The sequence below is a fragment of the Streptomyces sp. NPDC048254 genome, assembly GCF_043201895.1.
GTDB lineage: Bacteria > Actinomycetota > Actinomycetes > Streptomycetales > Streptomycetaceae > Streptomyces.
In genome coordinates this window covers 21681-41658 of record NZ_JBICZJ010000009.1, presented here as the reverse complement: position 1 = coordinate 41658, position 19978 = coordinate 21681, and the positions used below count along the sequence as shown (strand labels likewise).

At 65.7% G+C, this 19978-nt stretch carries 17 protein-coding genes, 1 tRNA gene and 2 pseudogenes; 6 read left to right on the top strand and 14 right to left on the bottom strand.

Annotated elements, in window-relative coordinates:
* Nucleotides 1–90 precede the first annotated feature (90 nt).
* From ACGFZQ_RS24750 to ACGFZQ_RS24740, 3 genes and pseudogenes are all read left to right on the top strand, one after another.
* Nucleotides 91–280 (top strand): annotated as a pseudogene (locus ACGFZQ_RS24750) (site-specific integrase); the annotation flags it as partial.
* A gap of 455 nt (nucleotides 281–735) precedes the next feature.
* Nucleotides 736–1008 carry a hypothetical protein gene (locus ACGFZQ_RS24745; protein ID WP_393842134.1) on the top strand — a complete coding sequence of 91 codons (273 nt, stop codon included), beginning with the start codon at nucleotides 736–738 and terminating at the stop codon, nucleotides 1006–1008.
* Nucleotides 1005–1325, top strand: coding sequence for a type II toxin-antitoxin system VapC family toxin (locus ACGFZQ_RS24740; protein ID WP_393842133.1), 321 nt, complete (start codon nucleotides 1005–1007; stop codon nucleotides 1323–1325). Before ACGFZQ_RS24745 ends, ACGFZQ_RS24740 begins: the two co-directional genes overlap by 4 nt.
* 199 nt (nucleotides 1326–1524) lie before the next feature.
* Here the strand turns inward: ACGFZQ_RS24740 and ACGFZQ_RS24735 are convergent.
* From ACGFZQ_RS24735 to ACGFZQ_RS24720, 4 genes are all read right to left on the bottom strand, one after another.
* Nucleotides 1525–1597: transfer RNA gene (locus ACGFZQ_RS24735), tRNA-Arg, on the bottom strand.
* A gap of 254 nt (nucleotides 1598–1851) precedes the next feature.
* Nucleotides 1852–3363, bottom strand: coding sequence for a hypothetical protein (locus tag ACGFZQ_RS24730; protein ID WP_393842132.1), 1512 nt, complete (start codon nucleotides 3361–3363; stop codon nucleotides 1852–1854).
* Nucleotides 3360–4289: a hypothetical protein gene (locus tag ACGFZQ_RS24725; RefSeq protein WP_393842131.1), complete on the bottom strand. Its 930-nt coding sequence runs from the start codon at nucleotides 4287–4289 to the stop codon at nucleotides 3360–3362. The genes ACGFZQ_RS24730 and ACGFZQ_RS24725 overlap by 4 nt, the downstream gene beginning before the upstream one ends.
* A 233-nt stretch (nucleotides 4290–4522) precedes the next feature.
* On the bottom strand, nucleotides 4523–5335 hold the full coding sequence (locus tag ACGFZQ_RS24720) for a hypothetical protein (RefSeq protein ID WP_393842130.1): 813 nt from the start codon (nucleotides 5333–5335) through the stop codon (nucleotides 4523–4525).
* 155 nt (nucleotides 5336–5490) lie between these two features.
* Here ACGFZQ_RS24720 and ACGFZQ_RS24715 point away from each other — a divergent pair, with 155 nt between their 5' ends.
* Nucleotides 5491–5895, top strand: a complete 405-nt coding sequence (locus ACGFZQ_RS24715) for a helix-turn-helix domain-containing protein (protein ID WP_393842129.1) — start codon at nucleotides 5491–5493, stop codon at nucleotides 5893–5895.
* A gap of 221 nt (nucleotides 5896–6116) precedes the next feature.
* Here ACGFZQ_RS24715 and ACGFZQ_RS24710 read toward each other — a convergent pair whose 3' ends face one another.
* The 10 genes and pseudogenes from ACGFZQ_RS24710 to ACGFZQ_RS24665 form a co-directional block, all read right to left on the bottom strand.
* Entirely contained in the window at nucleotides 6117–6728 is a 612-nt protein-coding gene (locus tag ACGFZQ_RS24710; protein ID WP_393842128.1) for a hypothetical protein, read from the bottom strand.
* Nucleotides 6729–6969: 241 nt separating this feature from the next.
* Nucleotides 6970–9498 (bottom strand): AAA family ATPase, encoded by a 2529-nt coding sequence (locus ACGFZQ_RS24705; RefSeq protein ID WP_393842127.1) that lies wholly within the window; start codon nucleotides 9496–9498, stop codon nucleotides 6970–6972.
* A gap of 335 nt (nucleotides 9499–9833) precedes the next feature.
* Nucleotides 9834–10709, bottom strand: coding sequence for an aldo/keto reductase (locus ACGFZQ_RS24700; protein WP_393842126.1), 876 nt, complete (start codon nucleotides 10707–10709; stop codon nucleotides 9834–9836).
* Nucleotides 10710–10735: 26 nt separating this feature from the next.
* On the bottom strand, nucleotides 10736–11077 hold the full coding sequence (locus ACGFZQ_RS24695) for an aldo/keto reductase (protein WP_393842440.1): 342 nt from the start codon (nucleotides 11075–11077) through the stop codon (nucleotides 10736–10738).
* A gap of 322 nt (nucleotides 11078–11399) precedes the next feature.
* Nucleotides 11400–12767: an aldehyde dehydrogenase family protein gene (locus tag ACGFZQ_RS24690; protein ID WP_393842125.1), complete on the bottom strand. Its 1368-nt coding sequence runs from the start codon at nucleotides 12765–12767 to the stop codon at nucleotides 11400–11402.
* Nucleotides 12767–13867: a phenazine antibiotic biosynthesis protein gene (locus tag ACGFZQ_RS24685; RefSeq protein WP_393842124.1), complete on the bottom strand. Its 1101-nt coding sequence runs from the start codon at nucleotides 13865–13867 to the stop codon at nucleotides 12767–12769. The genes ACGFZQ_RS24690 and ACGFZQ_RS24685 overlap by 1 nt, the downstream gene beginning before the upstream one ends.
* 77 nt (nucleotides 13868–13944) lie before the next feature.
* Entirely contained in the window at nucleotides 13945–14280 is a 336-nt protein-coding gene (locus ACGFZQ_RS24680) for a hypothetical protein (RefSeq protein ID WP_393842123.1), read from the bottom strand.
* A 67-nt stretch (nucleotides 14281–14347) separates the two neighbouring features.
* The gene (locus ACGFZQ_RS24675) at nucleotides 14348–14545 is read right to left on the bottom strand and encodes a hypothetical protein (protein ID WP_393842122.1); all 198 of its coding nucleotides are present in this window, start codon (nucleotides 14543–14545) and stop codon (nucleotides 14348–14350) included.
* Nucleotides 14546–15428: 883 nt separating this feature from the next.
* Nucleotides 15429–15617, bottom strand: coding sequence for a hypothetical protein (locus tag ACGFZQ_RS24670; RefSeq protein WP_393842439.1), 189 nt, complete (start codon nucleotides 15615–15617; stop codon nucleotides 15429–15431).
* A 91-nt stretch (nucleotides 15618–15708) separates the two neighbouring features.
* A pseudogene (locus tag ACGFZQ_RS24665) lies at nucleotides 15709–15882 on the bottom strand (transposase); the annotation flags it as partial.
* A 280-nt stretch (nucleotides 15883–16162) separates the two neighbouring features.
* Between ACGFZQ_RS24665 and ACGFZQ_RS24660 the strand changes: the two are divergent.
* The gene (locus ACGFZQ_RS24660) at nucleotides 16163–17506 is read left to right on the top strand and encodes a condensation domain-containing protein (RefSeq protein WP_393842121.1); all 1344 of its coding nucleotides are present in this window, start codon (nucleotides 16163–16165) and stop codon (nucleotides 17504–17506) included.
* A 541-nt stretch (nucleotides 17507–18047) separates the two neighbouring features.
* The gene (locus ACGFZQ_RS24655) at nucleotides 18048–19946 is read left to right on the top strand and encodes a carbamoyltransferase (protein WP_393842120.1); all 1899 of its coding nucleotides are present in this window, start codon (nucleotides 18048–18050) and stop codon (nucleotides 19944–19946) included.
* The last annotated feature ends 32 nt before the right edge of the window (nucleotides 19947–19978 follow it).

Below are 19978 nucleotides of genomic sequence, written 5' to 3'. Positions count from 1 at the left end.
GACTAGCTGACATCTTCCGAATGGGGCGTTTTCTGTGGACGGTCTGTGTGCGACGGACCTGGCCGGTGCTCCGCCATAAACGCCCGCCACTATGTCTTCACCACCCGCACGAACCGGCCGGTCGAGCCGCGCAACGTCTGCCGCTCCTTCACGCGTGTCGCCCAGTCCGCCGGCCTCCGCGTGATCCGGCTGCGCGACGCACGCCGTGCAGGACACCCGGCGCGAGGCCGCGAGCCACATGGATCGGTTGCTGAGGAAGAGGTGTCCCGGTCGTCAGTGACTGCCCTCGTTGCTGTCAGACGTAGATGTCAGAGACCCCCCACCCATCAAAACTGGTATGCGGGGGCCTCTGAACTGGTGCCCCCGGCAGGATTCGAACCTGCGACACCCGCTTTAGGAGTTTTCCTTGGGTGGGGCTGTTACATGCGGAAACGTCGGCTTCGGGGTATCTGGCCTGGGAAAACACCCCTCCGTGGTTCTCGCGTGTTCACGGGGTTTCCCGGCCTCATGTGTGCTGAATCCGTTCCGGTAGGCCACTGGGTTGGGTGTGGGTGCCGGATGCTAAGCCTCATCGACGCGGAGGACCGGGCGCACTCCGTAAGAAAGTGTCGCTGTCGCTCGGCGGGCAGGGTGACGGATGCCCCGCTCTCGTTCCAAAGCTGTGAGCGGGCAGGCGGGAACCCGTAGCCTGGGGCCAGCAGCAGTACGCAGCCTGTTCAAGCGGACGGGATGCCGATGACCACAGCCCCGAGCGGCGTGCCTCACCCGCCGCCCCCGTCGTCGCACCCGCTGCGGACCATCCGTGACATCCGGGAGTCCCTGCCTGAGGATCAACGGCGGCACTTTGACGCAGAGCTCGCCGACACGGAGATCGAGGCACTGCCCGAAATGCTGCACCGCTGGGTGGCACTGAGCAACGACGGCTTCGAGGAGTTCCTGCTCTCCCGGCCCTTCGAGGGGCTGGAGTTCGGCGCCCGATCCTACGACGAGCAGACGGACGCCGAGTGATCTACCTGTTCGACACCAACGTCGTTGCCGAGCTCACGACGCGGGCGAAGCCCGACCCCCGCGTCCTGTCCTGGTTCAGGTCCACGGCCCGACCCAACCGCTTCCTGAGCGTGATCACCGTGGCCGAGATCGAGGCCGGCGTTGCCGCCACCCCGGATCCCGTGCGGCAGGCCCGCTACGCCCAAGCTCTCGCTGTGGTACGGCACGAGTACCGTGACCGCATCGCGCCGATCGGCGAGCCGGAAGCGGCCGCCTACCTCACGATCCACAAGACCCTCAAGGCCGCGGCACCAGCATTGACCCGCCGGACGCCCTGATCGCCGCCACTGCCCTGGCCAACGGCTGGACAGTGGCCACACGCAACATCAAGCACATGGCCCGAACCGGGGCTCTGGTGGTCAATCCGTGGGAGCAGCAACTGTAGGTCGCCGCGGCGTCGGTGCCGAATGTGGCGCTGCTATTACCGAGGCCCTTCCGCCCCCCGAACGGAAGGGCCCCTGACCAGGTGTTTCTCTGTGCCCCCGGCAGGATTCGAACCTGCGACACCCGCTTTAGGAGAGCGGTGCTCTATCCCCTGAGCTACGAAGGCGGGGATCTGTCGGAAAATGTGTCTGAAATTCGCCCGAAGCTGGACGAATGTCATTCTGCTGGATCCCGACAGGCCTGCGGCAGCGCGGCCTGCGAGGGCTGCGCCACCGCCGCCAGTGTAGCGGGTGGCCTGGTGATGGCAGGCGACTCTTGGACGGTGAGGCCGGCTGCCCTGGTTGGGTAGGAGGTCGGGCGGGCGGGGCTCGGCCGCGACAGGGTCTTGGTGGAGTGTTGAGGCCGAGCCCCGGCTGTGTGTCAGGCGGCGCGGCGTCCGGTGATGCGCGCGACGCAGCGGGCGACGGAGTTGCTCACCCAGGCATAGCCGATGTAGATGAGGAGGGCCGCCTTTGCGCCGTATGCGGGGACGCGCTCGTGTGGATATGACTGGTCAAGCCGGGAATGCTGGGACTCACTGTCCTGCCGGAATCCTTTGAGGCGCCGCCCTGCCGGAGTTTCGGGTGCGATTTGACGCAGGTGTTCGGTGCGATTGAATCGCTTTCGCTTGGTGGAGGGGTCGGTTTCCCGGTCTTCCTTGGTCTCGTCGACGCGGATACGGACAGCGTGGGGTCCGTGCGGGCAGGGGATTTCCAGACGCTGGTAGAAGCGGGCCTGTGCGCCTTTGCGGAATTCAAGCTCGCGGACCGGAAGGGGCGTGTAGAGGGTTTCGCCTTCTACGGTGATGTGCCGCTCGCAGAATCGGCCGGCGGCGGCGTAGAGATCGTGGTCGGGGCGACCTTCTTCACATTTTTGCTTCTGGAGTGGCTGGGGTACGAGGCCGCTGTGCTGCCCGGTGAAGACGACGAGTCCCTCGGCGATGAGCGGTGCGCGGTGAACTCCCCGCAGGGCCTTGTCATAGGTGATGGCGCGTACGCCGGGGGCCTTGGCGAGGATTTCCTTGACGAGTCGCACTGCGGCTTTCCCTTCGTCTTCTCGGTGGGGGTCGTGTCTGCGCGCTTTGTGGCGTACGGATTCCAGGGCGAGGATGACGCGGCTGTGTGGGATGTTCGCGGCCCGGACAGCGATGGAGAGGAATTTGTTTCCGTAGACCGGGCGGCCGCCGCCCTCTGTCGTGTGGTGGGCGTCGGGGTCTACGCGGTGCCGGCGGATTTCGCCGGTCTTTTTGTCGGGTTCTTCCAGCATGGTGTGGTCGGACGGTGGAGTAGCGACGGTTGCGTCACCGTGGAGAACTTGTTCGCGGGCTGGGTAGATCCAGTTGCCTCGCGGGCTGACGGCGAGCATTCCTTGGGCGACGGCCTGTTCAATCCATTTGCCCCGGCTGATGTCGCGTACGGCGTCTCCGGCTGCTTTGAGGTGGCGCTGGAAGAAGTAGTTCCACTGGCTGCGGGTAGGACCGGTCGGTGGGAGTGCGGCGGCTTCCTCGGGGTCGATGAAGTCATGGATTGCGCGCCGGATGGGATCCCACCAGAGGGGGCGGGCGAGGTGCGCGGCGGTGCTGCGGGCGGAGCCGAAGACGGAGATCGCGCAGAGGAATACGAAGTAGATGTACGACGGGTAGACGGGGGGTCGGCCGACTTGTCCCTCTTCGCGTGGTGGGAGGGCTTCGAGCGCGGTGGCGTAGAGGTCGGGGTTTCGGATGAGGTACTCGAAGCGCAGGTCGATCGTGAGGGGCGGGGCTTCGGGGCTACGTGGTGGCGGGGCATCGGAGGCGGAGCCGAAGGCGTCGTCGGGGATGGGGCCGAGTACGTAGCTCGGGCCTTCGGTGGTCTTCTTCTTCGCCGTGCGGCGTCGGCGCTTGGGGGCGCTCATGCCGTGTCCGCTTCGTCGGACTGCCAGTCCAGGGAGGCGAGGGCGGCGGCGCTGTCGAGGGAGGACAGGCCCAGGCGGCGGGCGACTTCCGAGAGCTGCCCGGTCTCCTCGATGATGCGCCGGGCGACGTAGCGGGTGACGTCCTTGGGCTCGATGCGGCGCTGGGCGGTGGCCAGTCCGCTGCGCCGGGCGATGTCGCCGAAGCCGGAGCAGACGCTGGCCTGCGACCGGTAGGCGGACGACGCTGCGGTGACCAGTCGCCGTGGAGAGCCGGTTTCGGCGCCGCGCAGCAGGTGGGCGCGGCGCAGCCACAGCACGCGTGCGCCCCATTCGTCCAGGGGGCAGCAGCGGCCGCGGGTGCGGGTGGCGCCGTCGGTCCATACCTCGGCTTCGAAGAGGTCGAGGAGGTTGAGCTCGTCGGTGGTCGCGGCGGCGATCTCGGCGCTGTGCAGGCCCGCCAGCAGCAGGGCCAGGAGGGCGGCGTGACGGGTGTCCGGCATGCCGCGCTCCGAGTGGAAGCGGAGCAACTGCACGTCAGCGTCGCTCAGCTCGTTTCCCCTCTTGCGCGGGCTGCGCGGAATCGGCGGGAGATCCACGAGCGGCGCGGCCGTGGTGATTCCGAGCGCCCGTGCCTCGGCGAACAGGGCCTCGAGCGCGGAACGGCGCTGCCTGCGGGTGCCGGCGGCCGGGTTGAGGATGATGCCCTGATGGCGGTCGTGGCCCGGCGCCTGGATGAAGTACAAGGCGAGGTCCGCTGTGATGTCGTCGAGCCGGGTGACGCCCTGCGCGGCTGCGAAGCGCAGGAGACGCTCGACGATCTGGGTGTAGAGAGTGACGGTCTCGAGACTGAGTTCTCCGGCTGCGGCGCGCTGCTGCCAGACGCGGGCAACGCACAGGAGCACATCTTTGATCTTCGTTTTGGCCACGGAAGCCTTCCCGGTTCGTGACCGTGCCCGGATAACGGCACGGTGGATCACTGACATGAGGCGGCGCGGGCCCGCTACCGTGGGCGGTGCCCCTCGCCGTGTGTGAGGGCATGCCGAAGCCCCTCGTACGCGCGGTCCGTCCGCGCGGCGTGGTGTGGAGGCGGGGGTCCGGCAGCGCCACCCGGCCAAGGGAATGAGGCGCTGTCGGACCTGCTCTTTCCCGCGTTGGTCTTCTAGGGCATGGGGGGCCTCCTCAGCTTGGCGAGGATCACCGCCAGGTCCCGGATGTGGCCGTGGAGGGCTGTTACCTCCTCGGACGACAGGCGTGCCAGGTCGGCCAGCAGTACCGGTGGGCTGAGCAGGTTCATCAGGTCCTCGCCCGTCGGGGGCGCGGAGTTGTCGGCATGTGGGCGCGGTGCCGGGATCCCGCCCGCCGGTGCCACCGGAGCGTGAGCCTCCTCAGCGTCCGTACCGGCCACCTGGTCCTCGTTGGGCGTGAGGGCCTGGGTGCGCGGCTTGGGGACTGCGGGATTCTCGTGCCAGCTCAGGTAGCCGCCGTCTTCTGGGAGAAGCATGCCGACTGCCACCAACAGGTCGACCAGCACCTCGACGTGCCGGCGTCGTGACTCGCCGACCTGCGAGAGTGCCATCAGTTTGCTGACGAGACCGACCCGCAGCGCGGGCCCCTGTGCAAGCCGGGAGCGGGCGCACCGGGTGAACCAGGCCTTCTCCCAGACCTCGCGCAGCGCTCGCCGCCCGTTGCCTTCGCTCTGCCCCCAGGCCTTGGCCACGGCGGCGGCCGCCTTCGTCGCCCGGTAGGCGCCGCGACCCGGTGCCCGTTCGACCAGGCCGCATGCGGACAGGAAACTCATGACGAGTCCGCAACGCTGTGCCGAAATGCCGGTGAGCGCCTCCAGGTCGCGAGCGGTGAACGGGCCTTGGGCCGAGCAGGACGCCCGGGTGATCGCCAGATGCTCACCCGCCAGCACACGGTCCGTCGGCACCGGCTTCGCGGGCGACGCGGAGGCACCCTTGCGAGTGCTCACCACCACGCACCTCCTTCCTTGCCGGCCCGGCTGATGACGTCGCGGGACAACTTCCGCGTACGAACGCGGGCGTAGTCCCCAACAAGCCATTGCAACTCAAGTAGCATGCAGGGTGGGTGGACGCACCTCGGCGACCACTCCGTCACACTGGTCGCATGCCTGGAGGAACCAGACGTGGCAAGAAGCCCCGTGAATACGTCGAAGACGGCGTCTGGCCGTACGCGGTGATGGACGAACTGCTCGGAGCGCGGGTCGCGCAGGCTGTCGCCCGTGCGCTCGCCGAAGCCATGGAGCGCCAGAAGATCAGTGCCAACGCGCTGGCCCAGGTGAGTGACGTCAACCGGCAGGTCATCGCGAACGTGCTGGCCGGTGCCGTATGGCCCGATCTGCTGACTGTGGCGAGCCTGGAAGGGGCCCTGGGGGAGCGGCTCTGGCCCGATCATCTGAGCTGGCCGCGAGACGACAACGGGAAGCGGGCGCAGCCCCTGCCTGAGAAGATCAGGCGGCAGCGCGACCTGGAGACGGTCGAGCGCGAGGAGCGCCGACCGCACACGAGTTAAGTGAATGGGCATGGGTGTTCGACCCTTCGGGGGGTGAGGTTGGCCGAACGCCCGACGAGCGCCACCGGAAGCCGGTAGCGTCGAAAGCGGCGGCCTGAGGGGCGCCGACCACCGCCGTGTCCGAGGCCGATAGGGTTCCAATCCACGGGCCAAGGCGCGGCGGCGGTCATTTATGGGGTTGTGGGCTGGGCGACGGCTTCAGGGCCGCAGGGCGGTAGTCGTCAAGCCGCCTGCCAGGGGGCCGCTAGCTGGTAGAAGACCTTCTTCTTGCCCCGCCGGTCGTTGTCGTCGCTCTCCTGGCGCGCCAGCGCTCCCCGGTCGCACAGGGTTTCGAGGACGGCGCGATTGCGGCGTACCGCGTCGCGGGGCTCACCGAGTTCCTCGGTGACGGCTTGTACGCTCCAGTGCCGGCGCGCGTCAGACGAGATCACCTTCATGATGGTCACGGACCGCTCGCCACCGATGAGTACGACCGGATTGCCCTCGGGCGGTGCCGCCGCTTCGCTCGCGCTGCCTTCCGGAACGGTGGGCGCGGCGGAGGCATTCTCCCCGTTGGGGACCACGTGCAGGTGCGCGTTCGGGGACCGGCCGCGGGCGGCCCGCAGCTGTTGCCCTTCCCTCACCGCCGAGTGCAGTGAGTCGAGCACCTGTTGGGCCTTGTCGCGGTTGTCGCACGCGCATTGACGGTCCGACTCGATCTGGGCGATCGCAGTCCGGAGCCTGTGCAGTTGTTCGTCGTGGGACTCGATGAGGGCATTGCACTCGCGGAGCATCTGCTCCATCTCCTGAGCCACCCAGTCTGCCGAAGGCGGGCGGCCATCGTGCTGACTCATGCTGCCACAGTAGCGGTGAGGCAGGCGCGCCGTCTGCCCTTCGCGGAAGTGGAAGGCTGACACGGCCTCCGCGGCTCCGGAAGCCGGCGTAGGCGGGAAACCACGGATGGTTTGGCGCCCTGCCCCTTCAACACTGTTGGTCTTAAGCGTCATTCGTCATTGGGGTTGCTCACCCAACCTGGTCTTTTGAGCCACACACTGCCTCCCTGCCTGACACATGGGAGCAGCGGAGCGGACCTGCTTACACAGTGATGAGTTCGAGGTTCTGCTCGGTGATCTCCTCGTTTCCGGTGAGGATCGCCTCGATGGCCGCGGAACGCACGAGGTGGGCAAGGGCTCCTGGCCAGCCGCCGGTTATGGCGTGCAGCTCCTGTGCCAGCCGCACCAGAGAGCCAGGCTGGTGGTGGCGCAGATCCAGGGCCTGGTCCAGGGTCTCCACCATCCGCATCCAGCCTGTCCCAAAAGGGACAGGGGCTGCCCGCAGGCGAGTCAGGCGACCCTGGCTGGTTAGGAAGGCGCTGCCGGGCGAGTTCCCCTGCTCTTCGACTCCCGCATACACGAACGTGGCCGGTACCTCATCGGCCAGACTGCGCAACTGGTCAACTGGCCCTGTATGGCGGGGAGATGAAGGCATTGCAGTGAAGGCGTCGTCCACCAGGACCACGCTGGTGCCCGACGAGAGCAAAGCGTTGCGCACGCTCTCGGAGACCGAGGCCGTGCTCGTCCTTTTCGGCAGGCGGGGGACGGACAGAAGCTCTGCCAGTTTGAGGAACACCGTGCGGGTGCTGTCACTGGGCTGGATGCGCAGGTAGACGGCCGGGACGCGGAGGAAGTGGTCAGGTTGACGGGAACGGTCGGCTTGCTCGAAACGCCGCCCCAACTCCTGCAGTGCAGTTGTCTTCCCGCTGCCGGGCGGCCCGGTGATCAGGAGGCCGTGATGGCCGCCGACTCTCGCCTGGTTCATCACGACAAGCCGCTGTCCCAGCCTTAGAGCGTCCTGAAGGAACGGTGTCAGCAGCAAGGGGAGTTGGGCGTGGTAGGCCAGACGCTCCTGGTCGTGGTCCAGGAGAGGATGTGACGGTGGCATGAGGTTGATCGGAGGGCTCCAGCCCGTTCGGTAGACCGCGCTCTCGTCGCTGGTGCGCAGAGAGTGACGACCACTGAGCTCAGCCCTGGCCAACGGAACCCGGATCCACCCCGTGTCCCCGGTCTGCACCCACACCTGGTGCACGTCGTGTGGATCAAAACGCACCTGTACCTCGGGAGTTGGGGCACCCGATGCGCGCGCGACGGCAGCCCGCAAAGGGTCGAGGTCAGGGCAGTCGTAGCGATGACCCCCGACATATACGCCGTTCAGGGAAACCCGCCGCTTCACACTCGGCAGGAAGGAGCGGACGGCATTCGCGTCGGGAGGCAGGTGCACCCACCCCAGACGCGCGACACACGCGTCGTACGCCGCACTGGGGGTCGGCTGTGCACCTCGGCCGGCCACGGTACGAAGCTCGTGTTGGGGTCGGTGTTGCCAGAACGACTCCACCCACCGTTCGGCACGTGTCTGAAGCCAAACGATCAGTGACGCCTCATCAGAGATCCGGTCGGCTTCAAGGAGCGCCAGTTCCGCGTTGAACAGGGAGACGAGCTTTCCGACAACGCGTTCACCCCGCGCTTTTCCCGTGGGTTCCGGGGTCCTGACCGTGATCCCCAAGTGGCGGCAGGCGTCTGTGAACGCACGTGGCCGACGGAGCAATCTCCGGTCGAGCAGCAGCGATTCGGGCATGATCAGAGGCATCGCCTCCTCGCGCATGCCCGGATCGGAGTCTCGCAGAGTGGGTGGATCGCACAGGCGAGCCAGAAGGAGGGCGCCGTCCAGCGGTCGTCGAGACGAGTGGACCATCACCGTGCAGACAGACATGGTCAGTTCGTCCACCGCGACCGTCATGAGCACGGGCTGTGAGGCAAGGCGAGCGAGAGGTTGGGGGATTCCGAGGGCGACGGTGTCGACGTAGATCCGCTCACCGGGGCGGGAGCACCGGATCCCTTCCTTGCCCGCAACTGAAACGCCCCTTACCCGGCCGTGCTTCGAGGTAAGTTCCTTCACCAGCCGCTGGAACGTCGAACGAGACGGCAGCTTCACAACCCCCGGGCCGTAGAGCGACGCCAGCATGGTGCCGGTGGCCCGCCGGTAGTCCTCCGCCGAAGTGGTCCGCCGGTACCAGGTGTCGTCGACGACGATCATCGTCAGTACTTCCAGCACGCGCGGGTCCTGCCGAGACCCCGGGGCACGCTTCCTGACCGCCCGTCCGTCGATCAGCCCCTCGATGCCCAGTGCCTGGTAACGCTGACGCCGACGCCTCACGGTGCGCGCCGAAGCCCCGGACACGTCCTCCGTGGCGAGTTCGGCCGCCTTGGCCGCCTCCCGCTCCCCCAATGGGTGGACGGCCGGGTCGAACTCCGGACGAGGCCTGGCGTGGTCATCCGCCCCGGGCGGCAGGCCAGTGATGACCTCCACGATGTGCCGTTCCCACCACCGAGCCCGTTCCAGCACTTCCCCCGTTGCCGGCAGGGTGCGTAGGGAACGAGAACGAGGGCCGCGCTCCAGCACCTCGAAGGTCTTGGACGACACCAGTCGCGGCACCGTAAGCCAAGCCAAGTCGCCTAGAGGGTCGGCGATTTCGACGCCTCCGTGGCCGAAGCCGGACACCACCCAGGCGCGGTCCTCGAACCGCACCCGGTCCCCCACGCCCAGACGTGGAGGCCACGACACATCCATCGTCCTTCCTCACCGGGTGCCAGATGGACTGACGGCCCGCACCCCACCATGTGCCACCTTGTGCACAAGGCGAGGGTGCAAGAATAAAAAGAATTAAGCAATTTCGTCGACGCAATTCTGACGGTGCAACGGCCGCGATGTGCGTTCCACCGCCGTCCTGTCCGAGAGCGGCCGAGGCCGGAACTGCGGTCGGGGTCGGCCGCCTTCCCGTCACGTCGACCGAACCGCGAGCACACCTGCGAGACCGAGACCGGTCCGCGCGAGGAGGTGAGGGAGGCGGTCCCCAACTCGAGCTTGTTCGCTGCCTCCTTCCGACCTGGATCGGTTCAAGATCTCTACCGAAGCCGGAGTTGTTCAACGTGCCGGGTCAGACGTTGCCTCGCGAGCCAGGCAACGATTTTTGGGTCGTGGTGATCGAGGAACAGCGAGGCGCCGGTGTCTAGGGCGGCGATGGATGCCATCTGGTCGTCGGTCAGCTCGAAGTCGAAGACGGCGATGTTCTCCACCATGCGCTCGGGTCGCACGGACTTGGGGATCGCCACGACGCTGCGCTGGACCAGCCAGCGCAGAGCGACCTGGGCCACTGACTTGCCGTGCTGCTTGCCGATCTCGCTCAGCAGCGGGTGAGTGAACAATTCGTTCCTGCCCTCGGCGAGGCCGCCCCAGGACTGGATCTGTACTCCGCATTCGCGCATGAGCCTCTGGTCGGCGGTGCGCTGGAAGAATGGGTGGGTCTCGATCTGGTTGACTGCGGGCGTGATGTCGTTGTTGATGACTAGATCGACGAGGCGGTCGGGGTAGAAGTTAGCGACCCCGATCGCCTTGGCGAGGCCCTCGCGGTTCAGCTCCTCCATGGCGCGCCACTGCCCGTAGACGTCGCCGTAGGGCTGGTGCATCAGATAGAGGTCGAGGTAGTCCAGGCCGAGCTTGGCGAGTGAGGCCTCGGCGGCGCGCCGGGTGTTCTCCTGGGCAGGGGCATCCTGGACCCACAACTTGGTGGTGACGAATAGGTCCGTGCGGGGGATGCCGCTGCTCTCGATGGCGCGGCCGACGGCTTCCTCGTTGCCGTAGTAGGCGGCGGTGTCCAGCAGCCGGTAGCCGGCGGCCAGGGCCTCGGAGACGGCCTGCTCGGTCTGTTCTGGCGGAATCTGGTAGACGCCGAAGCCGAGGACCGGCATCTCCACGCCGTTGCTCAAGGTCACGTTCTGCATCAGGTTGTCCTTCAGTTCGGGAGTGGTCAGCGTTCGAGGAGCCGCATGCTGGCCTCCGTGTGGGTAGCCCCGGCCACAGCCGGGAGGCTGCTCAGCCTGGCGAGCTGATCGGCGGTCAGCCGGAGGGCGTCGTCGGCGGTGTTCTCCTCGACCTGGTGGGCGCGCTTGGTGCCCCGGGATGGGGACGATGTCCTCACCCCCTGGGCTAGCAGCCAGGCCAGGGCGACCTGGGCGGGCGTGGCGTCGGCCTCGGTGGCGACGTGCCGGATGGCGTCGCCTAGGTGCAGGTTGCGCCGGAAGCTCTCGCCGGTGAAACGGCGGTCGACGCTGCACAAGTCGCCCTCCGCGCAGGCGGCCTCGCTGCGGATAGCGCCGGTGAGGAAGCCGCGTCCCAGGGTGCGAGTGGGACGAAGCCGATGTTCAGTTCGCGCAGCGTCGGCAGTACCAAGGATTGGCGAGGTCGGTGGGGTCGATCAGTTGGGCGGGAATCGGTTCCGGATGGTGGCGCAGGTCGTCCAGGAGGGGGCGGCCCTGCTTGATCAGGGCTCTGATCTGGTTCTCGCGACGCGGAAGAGGTAAGCGGTCAGGTGCGCAGCGCCACTTCCTGCCCGACCCACCCGCTTGTCCGCGGTGCGGTCCTGGCTGAGGTGACCTCGGTTCATGGAGTGACCGGACGGCTCCGGTGGCGGCTCAGCCCCGAATGAATCCCTTGGTGCGCATGAGGAAGTGCGCGAGATATCCGTCATGCGGGATACCGGTGTCCGTCCAATAGGTCGGGTGGTCACCGACGTAGACATTGGCGATGGACGGCTCGTCCACGAGCGCGTCGATGAGCTGCTCGTCCTCGGTGTGAACGCCCAGAACAAGGGTGTCGCGCAGAGGAACGATTCCCGCCTCACGTGACCAGGGGGCGACCCACACGCAGGGGAAGGGCAACTCGACACCCGCCCTCGGGTCGTCCGGGCGCTCCAGCTGATGCACCACCGGGCGGAGCACGGCGCTGCCGTCACTGAGTTCCTCCACGAACCCGGCTCCCCCCAGATGAGCCCGTGCACCCGCCGCCTTGTCCAGCACGAACTTCTCCAACGCCAGCGCGACAGGGGACGCTTGCACCGGGAGCACAGCCTTCTCGTCCTCGGGGGGAAGGTTGGGCAGGAGGGCAAGGCGGTCGGCGATGGCCTCGGCCACGGGCACCGGGTCACCCTCGACGAGAACAGCGGTGGCGTTCACACAGCCGGTGCCCCCGTGGTGGCTGATCGAGTCGACGATGGTGTCCAGGCGCTCAAGCCAGTCCGTCGCCGCGGTGAGCAGGATCTTCGAGCGGCCGGGATTCAACGGCAGAACGAGCGGGTCATCGGCGTACTGACGGATCACCTCGTCGCTGCCGTAGGCCAGGTCGGCGCCGCGCAGCAGGCTCTCGGCGGCAGCGTGGTCAGTAGGCAGCAGCACTACGTGGTCATCGCCGAACCCGGCCATGCGCAGGGCCGTCACCAGCCGGTGCGGGGTGAACGGCTCGCGTCGCGATGGCCGCACCGCCACCCGATAGCCCAACGCCAGGGCCTCCGGCCACAGCGTGTGGGTGCCGGGGTGGTTCCCGGCGGCATGCACGGCGAAGACCTCCCCGCGCCGGGACCACACGGCCCTGCCCACGCGGGTGAGCGGATCGCGCCAGTCGCCGGCCGCGCCCCAGGGCCGAGCATGCTGCAGGTTGTTGTACAACTGCTCGGTGCGGCGCATCGCGGTCGCGGTGGCGGCCCGCACTACCTGGATCGGTACGCCGCCCACCCGGCTCACCGCGTGCTCGTACTCCGCGACCGTCTGACCATTGATCGTACCGGTGGCGAACAGCCGCCCGGCGTGGGCAATGGCGGCGACCCGCTCATCGAGCGGAAGCGGCGTCGCCCTGCGCAGCGCCGCCATGGCGCGGTCGACGTACACCGTCGGCGCCAGGCTCAGCTCAGCCACGGGCCGTCCACTGACATCCGCCACCGTGGCCCGATTGCGGGAGCGGTAGGGGCCGGCGGGGCCGAGCACATCCAGCTGAAGCAGTTCCGTCATCAGTAGACCCCCTCGACAACCGCCTCGTTCTCGAAGTGGGAGACGGGCGCGATGTCAGCGACGGCATCGCCGATGTTGCCGGGCAGCGACTCGACGCGGGTGGCCAGGTCCCGTTCGAGATTATTGGGGAGGAAGAGCGCCTTGGAGACGTGGTTCATCACTACCTGCCCCCGTTCTCCGTAGGGCACCGGTCGGCGGGTCCGCGGGTCCACCACCGAAAAGTTCACGTACGGCGAAAAGGTGTCGAAGACGCAGGTGTCCTCCTCGCCCGCAGGCACGCGCTGACCGGCAATACCGAGGATCATCGTGCTGCCGTAGTGGCCGTACAGAACGAGGCCGGGGAAGATCTCGGCACGGTACAGGTGATGGGTGTCCGGGTCGAGCTGGGTGCCGCCCCAGCGGATCGCACGTACCTTCTCATTGACGAGCGCAACGAGCTCGTCGCGCCGCACCAGCCGCTCCAGCAGCGGGGGAGTGATGGTCAGTACGCCGATGTCCTGCGTGCGCAGCACGAACTCTGCCTGGTCGATGACGTGTTCGGCGTAGGAGTCGGCCTGGTCCTTCTTGCCCGTCGCGATCAGCTTCTTTACCCAGCGTGGGTCCAAGTCGACCTGGAAGCCGTGACGTCCGTGCGTGGCCGCCGAGCGTCGGAAGATCTCCCCGACGATGTGCGGGCCGGACGGTATGAGCCCGAGCCAGTCAACGCCGCGCGGGAAGCCGTGTTCGTCGAGGTTGGCGTTGCTCCAGGCGATCAGACGGTCCAGCCAGTCCTGGGGGCACACCACGCGCTTGGGCGCCCCGGTGGTGCCGCCGCTCTCGTAAACGCCTGCGATCTCGGGAGTCGGTCCGTACCCCCGGGGGATCAGCGCCTGGGCCGATACCGTGCGCATCTCGTTGGCGACGTTCGGGAAGAGCCGCAAGTCGTCGAAGGTCCTGACATCCCGACGCGGATCGAAATCAAGTGATTTGGCCCGCTCGAGCCAGTAGGGCGATCCGGTATCCGGGTGGAAGTGCCACTCCAGAACGGCCTGGAGGTACTCCTCCGGATCGGGCCGGGTGTCGTACGGGAGGTCAAGTACCGGGTTGGCTGTGGTCGACACAGTTTCTCCTTGGGATGGCGCGATATGGGAAGCGGCCTCACCACATCACTAAACGGGGGGAAACCCCCAGTGCTGACTTAGCGCGGATGATCGCCCTGAATTCCGTGCACGATCTTGGGCACCGCGAAGCTGACACGGATGTCGGCCGAGCGCCCGATCAATTGCGCGGCCCGGTTGATTGGCAGGTCGGCCGCCGGACGCCGTTCCCACACCATGACCCCGCCCCAGCGATGGTGTTCGTGGTCGGCCAACCAGTACTTGGATAGCAGACCGGGACAGGACGCCCAGTCGTCGGTGCCTTGAAATATGTCAGTCTCCATGTCCTGCACGGACGGATCACCCGGACCCAGGTTCCACCAAGAGACGATCATGATCGGTGTGCCGCTCATAACGCCAGGTGCGTCAGTCTGCATTACCAGTCGCCTTGTCGGTGATTAGCGATTGACGAAGCTAGTGGTTCGGCGGTGGGGACGAGGCCGCCTATTGCTCAGCGCCGATGACGCCGGCAATGGTCATTTCGGTGATGAAGACCGGGGAGGGCGGCTCGAATCCGTTGCGCTCGAGATGCGCGAGCAGTTCCATGATCTGGAGGGAGTCTAGAGGATCGTTGTCGGCAGTGCCGGGGAATAGCTGCCGAGCGAGATGGAGCGCGGCATCAGGGCTGTGCGATTCACTCATGCGATCTCCCTAAATTCGATTATGGGTGGTTCGAACCCTCTTCCAGAGCGGATAGCAGAGCATGATCGATCTTCGTAGTCAAGAGCGGGCAGGGCGATGAATTTTCTCGGATGACGAGACGTCACATTCTCGCCGGGATGGGCGCGTTGCCCGGTCTGTGGGGTTGATGAAACGACCACCTGTCGGACGACGGCACATACGGCACCGGTAAACCCATAGGGCTTGAGCTTTACCAAACGTTCACAACCTGTCGATTTGAAAGACATCGTTGACAAGCGCTTTCCACATGGCTTAGCTATGTCCTGTCATGGACTGTGCGGCCGAAGGGGTGTTTCGGAAGTTGCAGGAACTGGAGGGGTTAGTACTGCAGCCGCAGTTGCGGGGGGCGGTGGCCTCGGCGGCGGTAGTGGCTGAGGCGGGCAGCGTTGATGGCGGCGTTGCCATCGTGACCAGTGCAGGATGTAACCGGCTTCGTGCCGGACAGCGTGGGCGAATCTGCCCAGCAGGCGGCGGATCTCGTTCACGCTCAGTCGGATCAGAACGCGGCCGTCTTCCCCTTTTCCTGAGCGGTGGTCCGGACCGCGCTCAGGTACGCGGCAGTCGTCATGGCTATGGTGATGTGCCGGTACCAGGTCGGGTTTCGGCGTACTTAGTGGTGGCCGAGGCCGGCCTCGTTCCTCGCCGCCTGGAAGCACTCCTCGATCGCCCAGCGGGCTCCGACGGCTCGCACGATCTCAGCCAGCGCCGTGCCTCTTGGGACGTGGGTGAGGTGGTAGGCGCGCTCGCCGTCGGCGAGGCTGCGGCGGATCAGTAGGGCGTCTTCGAAGTTGTCGTCGCCCGCGCGGCCCTCATCGATGCTTGTAGGAGAGGGCCAACATGTAACTCACCGCTGCTCGGCCAGCCGGCCGCGCAGGATGGCGTCCTGGCCGTAGACCTCATCGCCCGTCACCCAGCGAATCCGCAGCTTTGCGGCAAGGGCCCGCTTCTGCTTTGCGCGGGCCAGCGCGGGCTTGGTGTGGAAGGTGACGTCGGCGCCGAACTTCGCGTCCGCCCTGCGGGCCGGATTCTCGATCCACGAGATGGGCAGCTACTACTCCCGGTTCGATCAACACCCGCCCCTTCGCGGAGGCATAGGCCAACAACACCCCCAGCCGACAGTTGTCGATCTTCCCGGAGATGCCGTTGTACTGCCTCTGTACTCCGGCCGACCGGGCGCCCTTCTTGATGAAGCCGGTCTCGTCCACGGCCAGTAGGGCGTCCTTGGCGCCCAGATGCTCCAGCACGAAACCGCGAACCTCGTCACGGACTGCGTCGGCGGACCAGTAGGCCTGGCTCAGCAGCCGTTGCGTGCCGTCCGGGCACAGCTCTCCGGCCTGCTCGGCCAGCGTCTAGCCGTTCTTACGCTCCAACGGCGTGAGCAGCCCGTGCAGATTCTCCCTCGCCCGCCGACGCGGCTCCGACCTGCGGAAATCCCCACCGATCCGAGCATGCAGAGCATCCAGGCCGGCTACCCAGCGGTGCACCTCATCAACCGTGACGTCCCCACGCACGCACATCTCAACGAACAGCCGGACCAACCGTCACATCAACTGCGGCTGCAGTACTAAGGGGCAGAGAGTGGACAAAATCACTATTGGCTTCGAAGGTGAGCGCGATGCGATTGCCCCTCTCACGTGGGCGCAGTGGAGGACTTGGCAGGGTTCGCGCCTCAAATACCGATCGTTCGTGTACGTCCAGCCTCTTCCGCAGGGAAAGACTCTTCGTGAAGTAGGTGACGCCGTCAAATGGGCCTACGAGGAGTTCGAGTCGCTCCGGACGATATTTCCAGCGGATGCCGACGGGGAGCCTTATCAGAGAGTGAGTAAGAAAGGGTTGGTGGACATTCTAATTGTCAAGAGCGAGGAGTCCGCTATCGAAACCGATATAGAAAGCATCACGCGACAGTTCCGTGGCGAACGCTTCGATACTACGACGGACTTCGGGGCTGTGTTTGCAGTGGTGACCTCCGCAGATGATCCAACTCACCTTATATGTGCAGCTTCACACCTTGCGGTCGACGCTCACGGGCTCATGGCACTGAGGAGAGCGCTCGATGTTTATTTTTCTGGGGAGCACGTCGAGCCGTTTACATCTCAACTCCAACCAATAGAGCGCGCGAGGCTTGAACAATCGGAGAAGGGGCAGCAGAAGAGTGCCCGTGCCCTGGCATACTGGAGGGAAGTGCTGGAGAGGTTCCCACGGGACGGCGAGACCAGTCGGTCGGCGGTGATGAATTCGTCTGCTCTGAAGGCCGCTGCTTACGTCATCTCGAAGAATCATAGGGTGAGTACGTCTGCCGTATATCTGGCCTCAGTTGCGATAATTGCCGGTACGCTTATTGGCCGAAGTAGGATTTCTTTCCTATTGCCATCTTCTAATCGTTGGACTCCTGAGGAGCAGTCGTTCGTCGGTGAACTTGTGCAATTCTCCCCTGGGGTAATGGAATCGCTCGGTGGCGCCTTCGGGGATGTAGTCCGTGATGCTTCGCAAGCAAGTATCAGGGGTTACATGTCCAGTCATTATGACGAACGGGCCCTTGCGGGGATGCTTCAAGATATGGATGAATCCAGAGAGTCCAGGAGGGCCTTCGATTTCACATTCAATGATCTAAGAGGCTCTACGGAACCGGAGGATTACTCCGGGCTGGCAGGTAATCTCCGCGACGCCATGGGCCAGACGCAATTCGAAATCCGGGAGCAGCTGTATCGAGGGCAAGGGCGTTTTCTGTCAGTCGCCCTCGATGGAGCGGGAGCAATCTCGATCGTTATTCATGATTCGCACTTCGAGGAGATGTCCGCCCGGCGAATATTGCTGGCGATTGAGGACCTGGTGGTGGGAGTAGCCATGGGGGAAGCCGAGCCGATCGAGTGCCCTATGGATTTCGCCAAGAACTACCTCGAGCGATCAGGTGTCACCCCGTAAGGCATGCCTGTGAACGAGGCGGCAAAGAACTGAACGACCGCCATGGCTTCAGTGGCCGGTTGCGCGGATTCACAGCTGATTCAGATGAGCGGAACGTTCGGCTACCTGTGATTCCTGAACGCCGACATCTACTGCTGAAACACGACCAAGTTCGCCGCTGCCGGCCTCGAAGTGAAGAGCCTGACAAAGGCATTCGATGAGCTGCGCGCGGTCGCCAAGCCAAGGTGACGCACGAGAAGGCCGGCCGCGCGGCGTACTCGAAGAGTCGTCGGCATTTCACCCTAACGCTGAATCAACCAATCCAGGCTGACGTATCTGCTAACGGCCGCTGACCTGTATATGCCTAGCGTCTCGTGATCCTGCTCATGCCAGTTCGAGTTATTGACGAGTTCCTGTCACCGCATTCTGGTGCGGCCTACGCTCATGCTCGAATGCACCGTTCTCGACTCACCGCTAATCCGAATTGGAGATAACTAGCGAAATGTCAGGCTACATTCTTGGGCTGAGCGGCGGCCCGTTCCGCGGGCATGAGACGTATGGAATGCCCGATATCTACTTCCATGATGCGAGTGCTGTGATCCTGGCTCCAGACGGCGAGGTGCTGTGGGCCGCTGAGGAGGAACGGCACAGCCGCGTCAAGAAGACCACCTGGTTCCCCGCGAACTCGATCGCCGTCGGAATGCGGACGCTCGGGCTCTCCGCGAGTGACATCGATGCCGTCGGCTACTACTTCGATGAGCGGTTCTGTGATCACAGCCTGAACGACATCTACTTCTGGCGTTCCGACGTACCCCGCCGCGCGGCGCGCGAGCTGCTTCATGAACGGCTCTCCGAACTCGGCATCGCGGTCGCCGAGGCGGACCTGCAGTTCGTCGATCATCACTCCGCGCACGCCGCTGCGACTCTGCACGGGTCCGGTTGGACCGAGGACTCGCTGGTCGTCGTCATGGATGGTGGCGGCGGACGGGACTCGACGACTGCCTTCCATCAGCGCGACGGCAGTTTGCACCGTGTGGGCCGACTGCCTCTCGAGAAGTCGTTCGGCATGATGTATGCGTACGCGACGCACGCGCTGGGTTATCGCTGGGGTGACGAGTACAAGGTCATGGGCCTTGCGCCGTACGGCGATCCGGCGCGATTCACCCACCTGCTCGAGAGGGTCGCGCCGATTGATCCTGTCAACGGCGTACGGCTCAACGCCGAAGCGTTCCGGCACGGGTTGGTTGAAAGTGGATGGAAGCTGCGGGCTGCTGACGATCCGTTCGACCAGATCCACAAAGACTTCGCCGCCGCCGTGCAGCTGTGGCTGGAGACCAACGCCCTTCGGCTGATCAGGCACTGGCGCGACGAGACACGCACGACACGCCTGGCTTTCTCCGGCGGCGTCGCGCACAACTCAACATTGAACGGCCGGATTCTGAGCTCTGGACTCTTCGATGCGCTGTATGTACATCCAGCCTCGCACGACGCAGGCGCGGCGCTCGGGGCCGCGCTCATCCGGCGAGGCGACTTCCGCTCACCGTCCCCGAGGCCGTTCAGCCCATACCTCGGGACAGCATATGACGTCGCGGACATCGAGCGCGCGGCGGAAGCGTTCCGCCCGCTCATCACGGTTCGGCCGGCCACCGACGCGGTGCGCGAGGCAGCGGCGCTGCTCGACGACGACAAGATCATCGGCTGGTTCCAGGGGCGCAGCGAGTTCGGGCCACGAGCACTGGGCAACCGCAGCATCCTGGCCGATCCGCGGCCGGCGGTGAACCGCGATCGCGTCAACTTCGCCATCAAGAGTCGCGAGGGATTCCGGCCGTTCGCCCCGGCGACCACACCCGAGGGCGGCGACAAGTACTTCGAACTCGGCGGAGCCGACACGTCCTTCGCCTACATGTCGCACGTGGTGCCGGTGCGGCCGGAGTTCAGGACGTCATTGGGAGCCACCACCCACGTCGATGGGACCGCGCGCCTGCAGATCGTGGACGCTCAGCAGAACCCGCGATTCCACGCACTGATCGACGCCTTCGCGGAGCTGTCCGGGGTGCCGGTCGTGCTCAACACCTCGATGAACAACAGTCACGAGCCCATGGTCGAGACACCTGTGGACGCGATCCGGTTGCTGCTCACAAGCTCGCTCGATGCGCTGATCCTCGAAGACCTTGTCGTCACCCGGTCGGCGACGACGGACTTGGCGGACTTCACGATCGAGCTACCGGTGCATGTTCGGCTCGAATGGCGGCTACCGGAGCGGCAGTGGTTCCTGCTGGACACCGCGGCACGCACCTATCACCGGCAGCGGCGGATCAGCTCCGCGACGGCCGCCGTGATCTCGGAGCGATCGGCGATCACTACCTCGGTCACCGACGAGACCCGCGAGTTGTGGCGGCTGCGCTGGATCGACGTCGTGAAGACCAGTGCCGCGAAGGAGGGAACGACCGGCGCCAGGTAAGGAACGACGCATACTCATGGAGGAACCAAGCT

What these genes read in the sequence shown, in the direction of transcription:
- ACGFZQ_RS24690 (WP_393842125.1), bottom strand. Translation starts at nt 12,767, where the DNA reads ATGACGGAACTGCTTCAGCTGGATGTGCTCGGCCCCGCCGGCCCCTAC.
- ACGFZQ_RS24730 (WP_393842132.1), bottom strand. Translation starts at nt 3,363, where the DNA reads ATGAGCGCCCCCAAGCGCCGACGCCGCACGGCGAAGAAGAAGACCACC.
- ACGFZQ_RS24675 (WP_393842122.1), bottom strand. Translation starts at nt 14,545, where the DNA reads ATGAGTGAATCGCACAGCCCTGATGCCGCGCTCCATCTCGCTCGGCAG.
- ACGFZQ_RS24715 (WP_393842129.1), top strand. Translation starts at nt 5,491, where the DNA reads ATGCCTGGAGGAACCAGACGTGGCAAGAAGCCCCGTGAATACGTCGAA.
- ACGFZQ_RS24655 (WP_393842120.1), top strand. Translation starts at nt 18,048, where the DNA reads ATGCCCGATATCTACTTCCATGATGCGAGTGCTGTGATCCTGGCTCCA.
- ACGFZQ_RS24745 (WP_393842134.1), top strand. Translation starts at nt 736, where the DNA reads ATGACCACAGCCCCGAGCGGCGTGCCTCACCCGCCGCCCCCGTCGTCG.
- ACGFZQ_RS24710 (WP_393842128.1), bottom strand. Translation starts at nt 6,728, where the DNA reads ATGAGTCAGCACGATGGCCGCCCGCCTTCGGCAGACTGGGTGGCTCAG.
- ACGFZQ_RS24705 (WP_393842127.1), bottom strand. Translation starts at nt 9,498, where the DNA reads ATGGATGTGTCGTGGCCTCCACGTCTGGGCGTGGGGGACCGGGTGCGG.
- ACGFZQ_RS24700 (WP_393842126.1), bottom strand. Translation starts at nt 10,709, where the DNA reads ATGCAGAACGTGACCTTGAGCAACGGCGTGGAGATGCCGGTCCTCGGC.
- ACGFZQ_RS24680 (WP_393842123.1), bottom strand. Translation starts at nt 14,280, where the DNA reads ATGCAGACTGACGCACCTGGCGTTATGAGCGGCACACCGATCATGATC.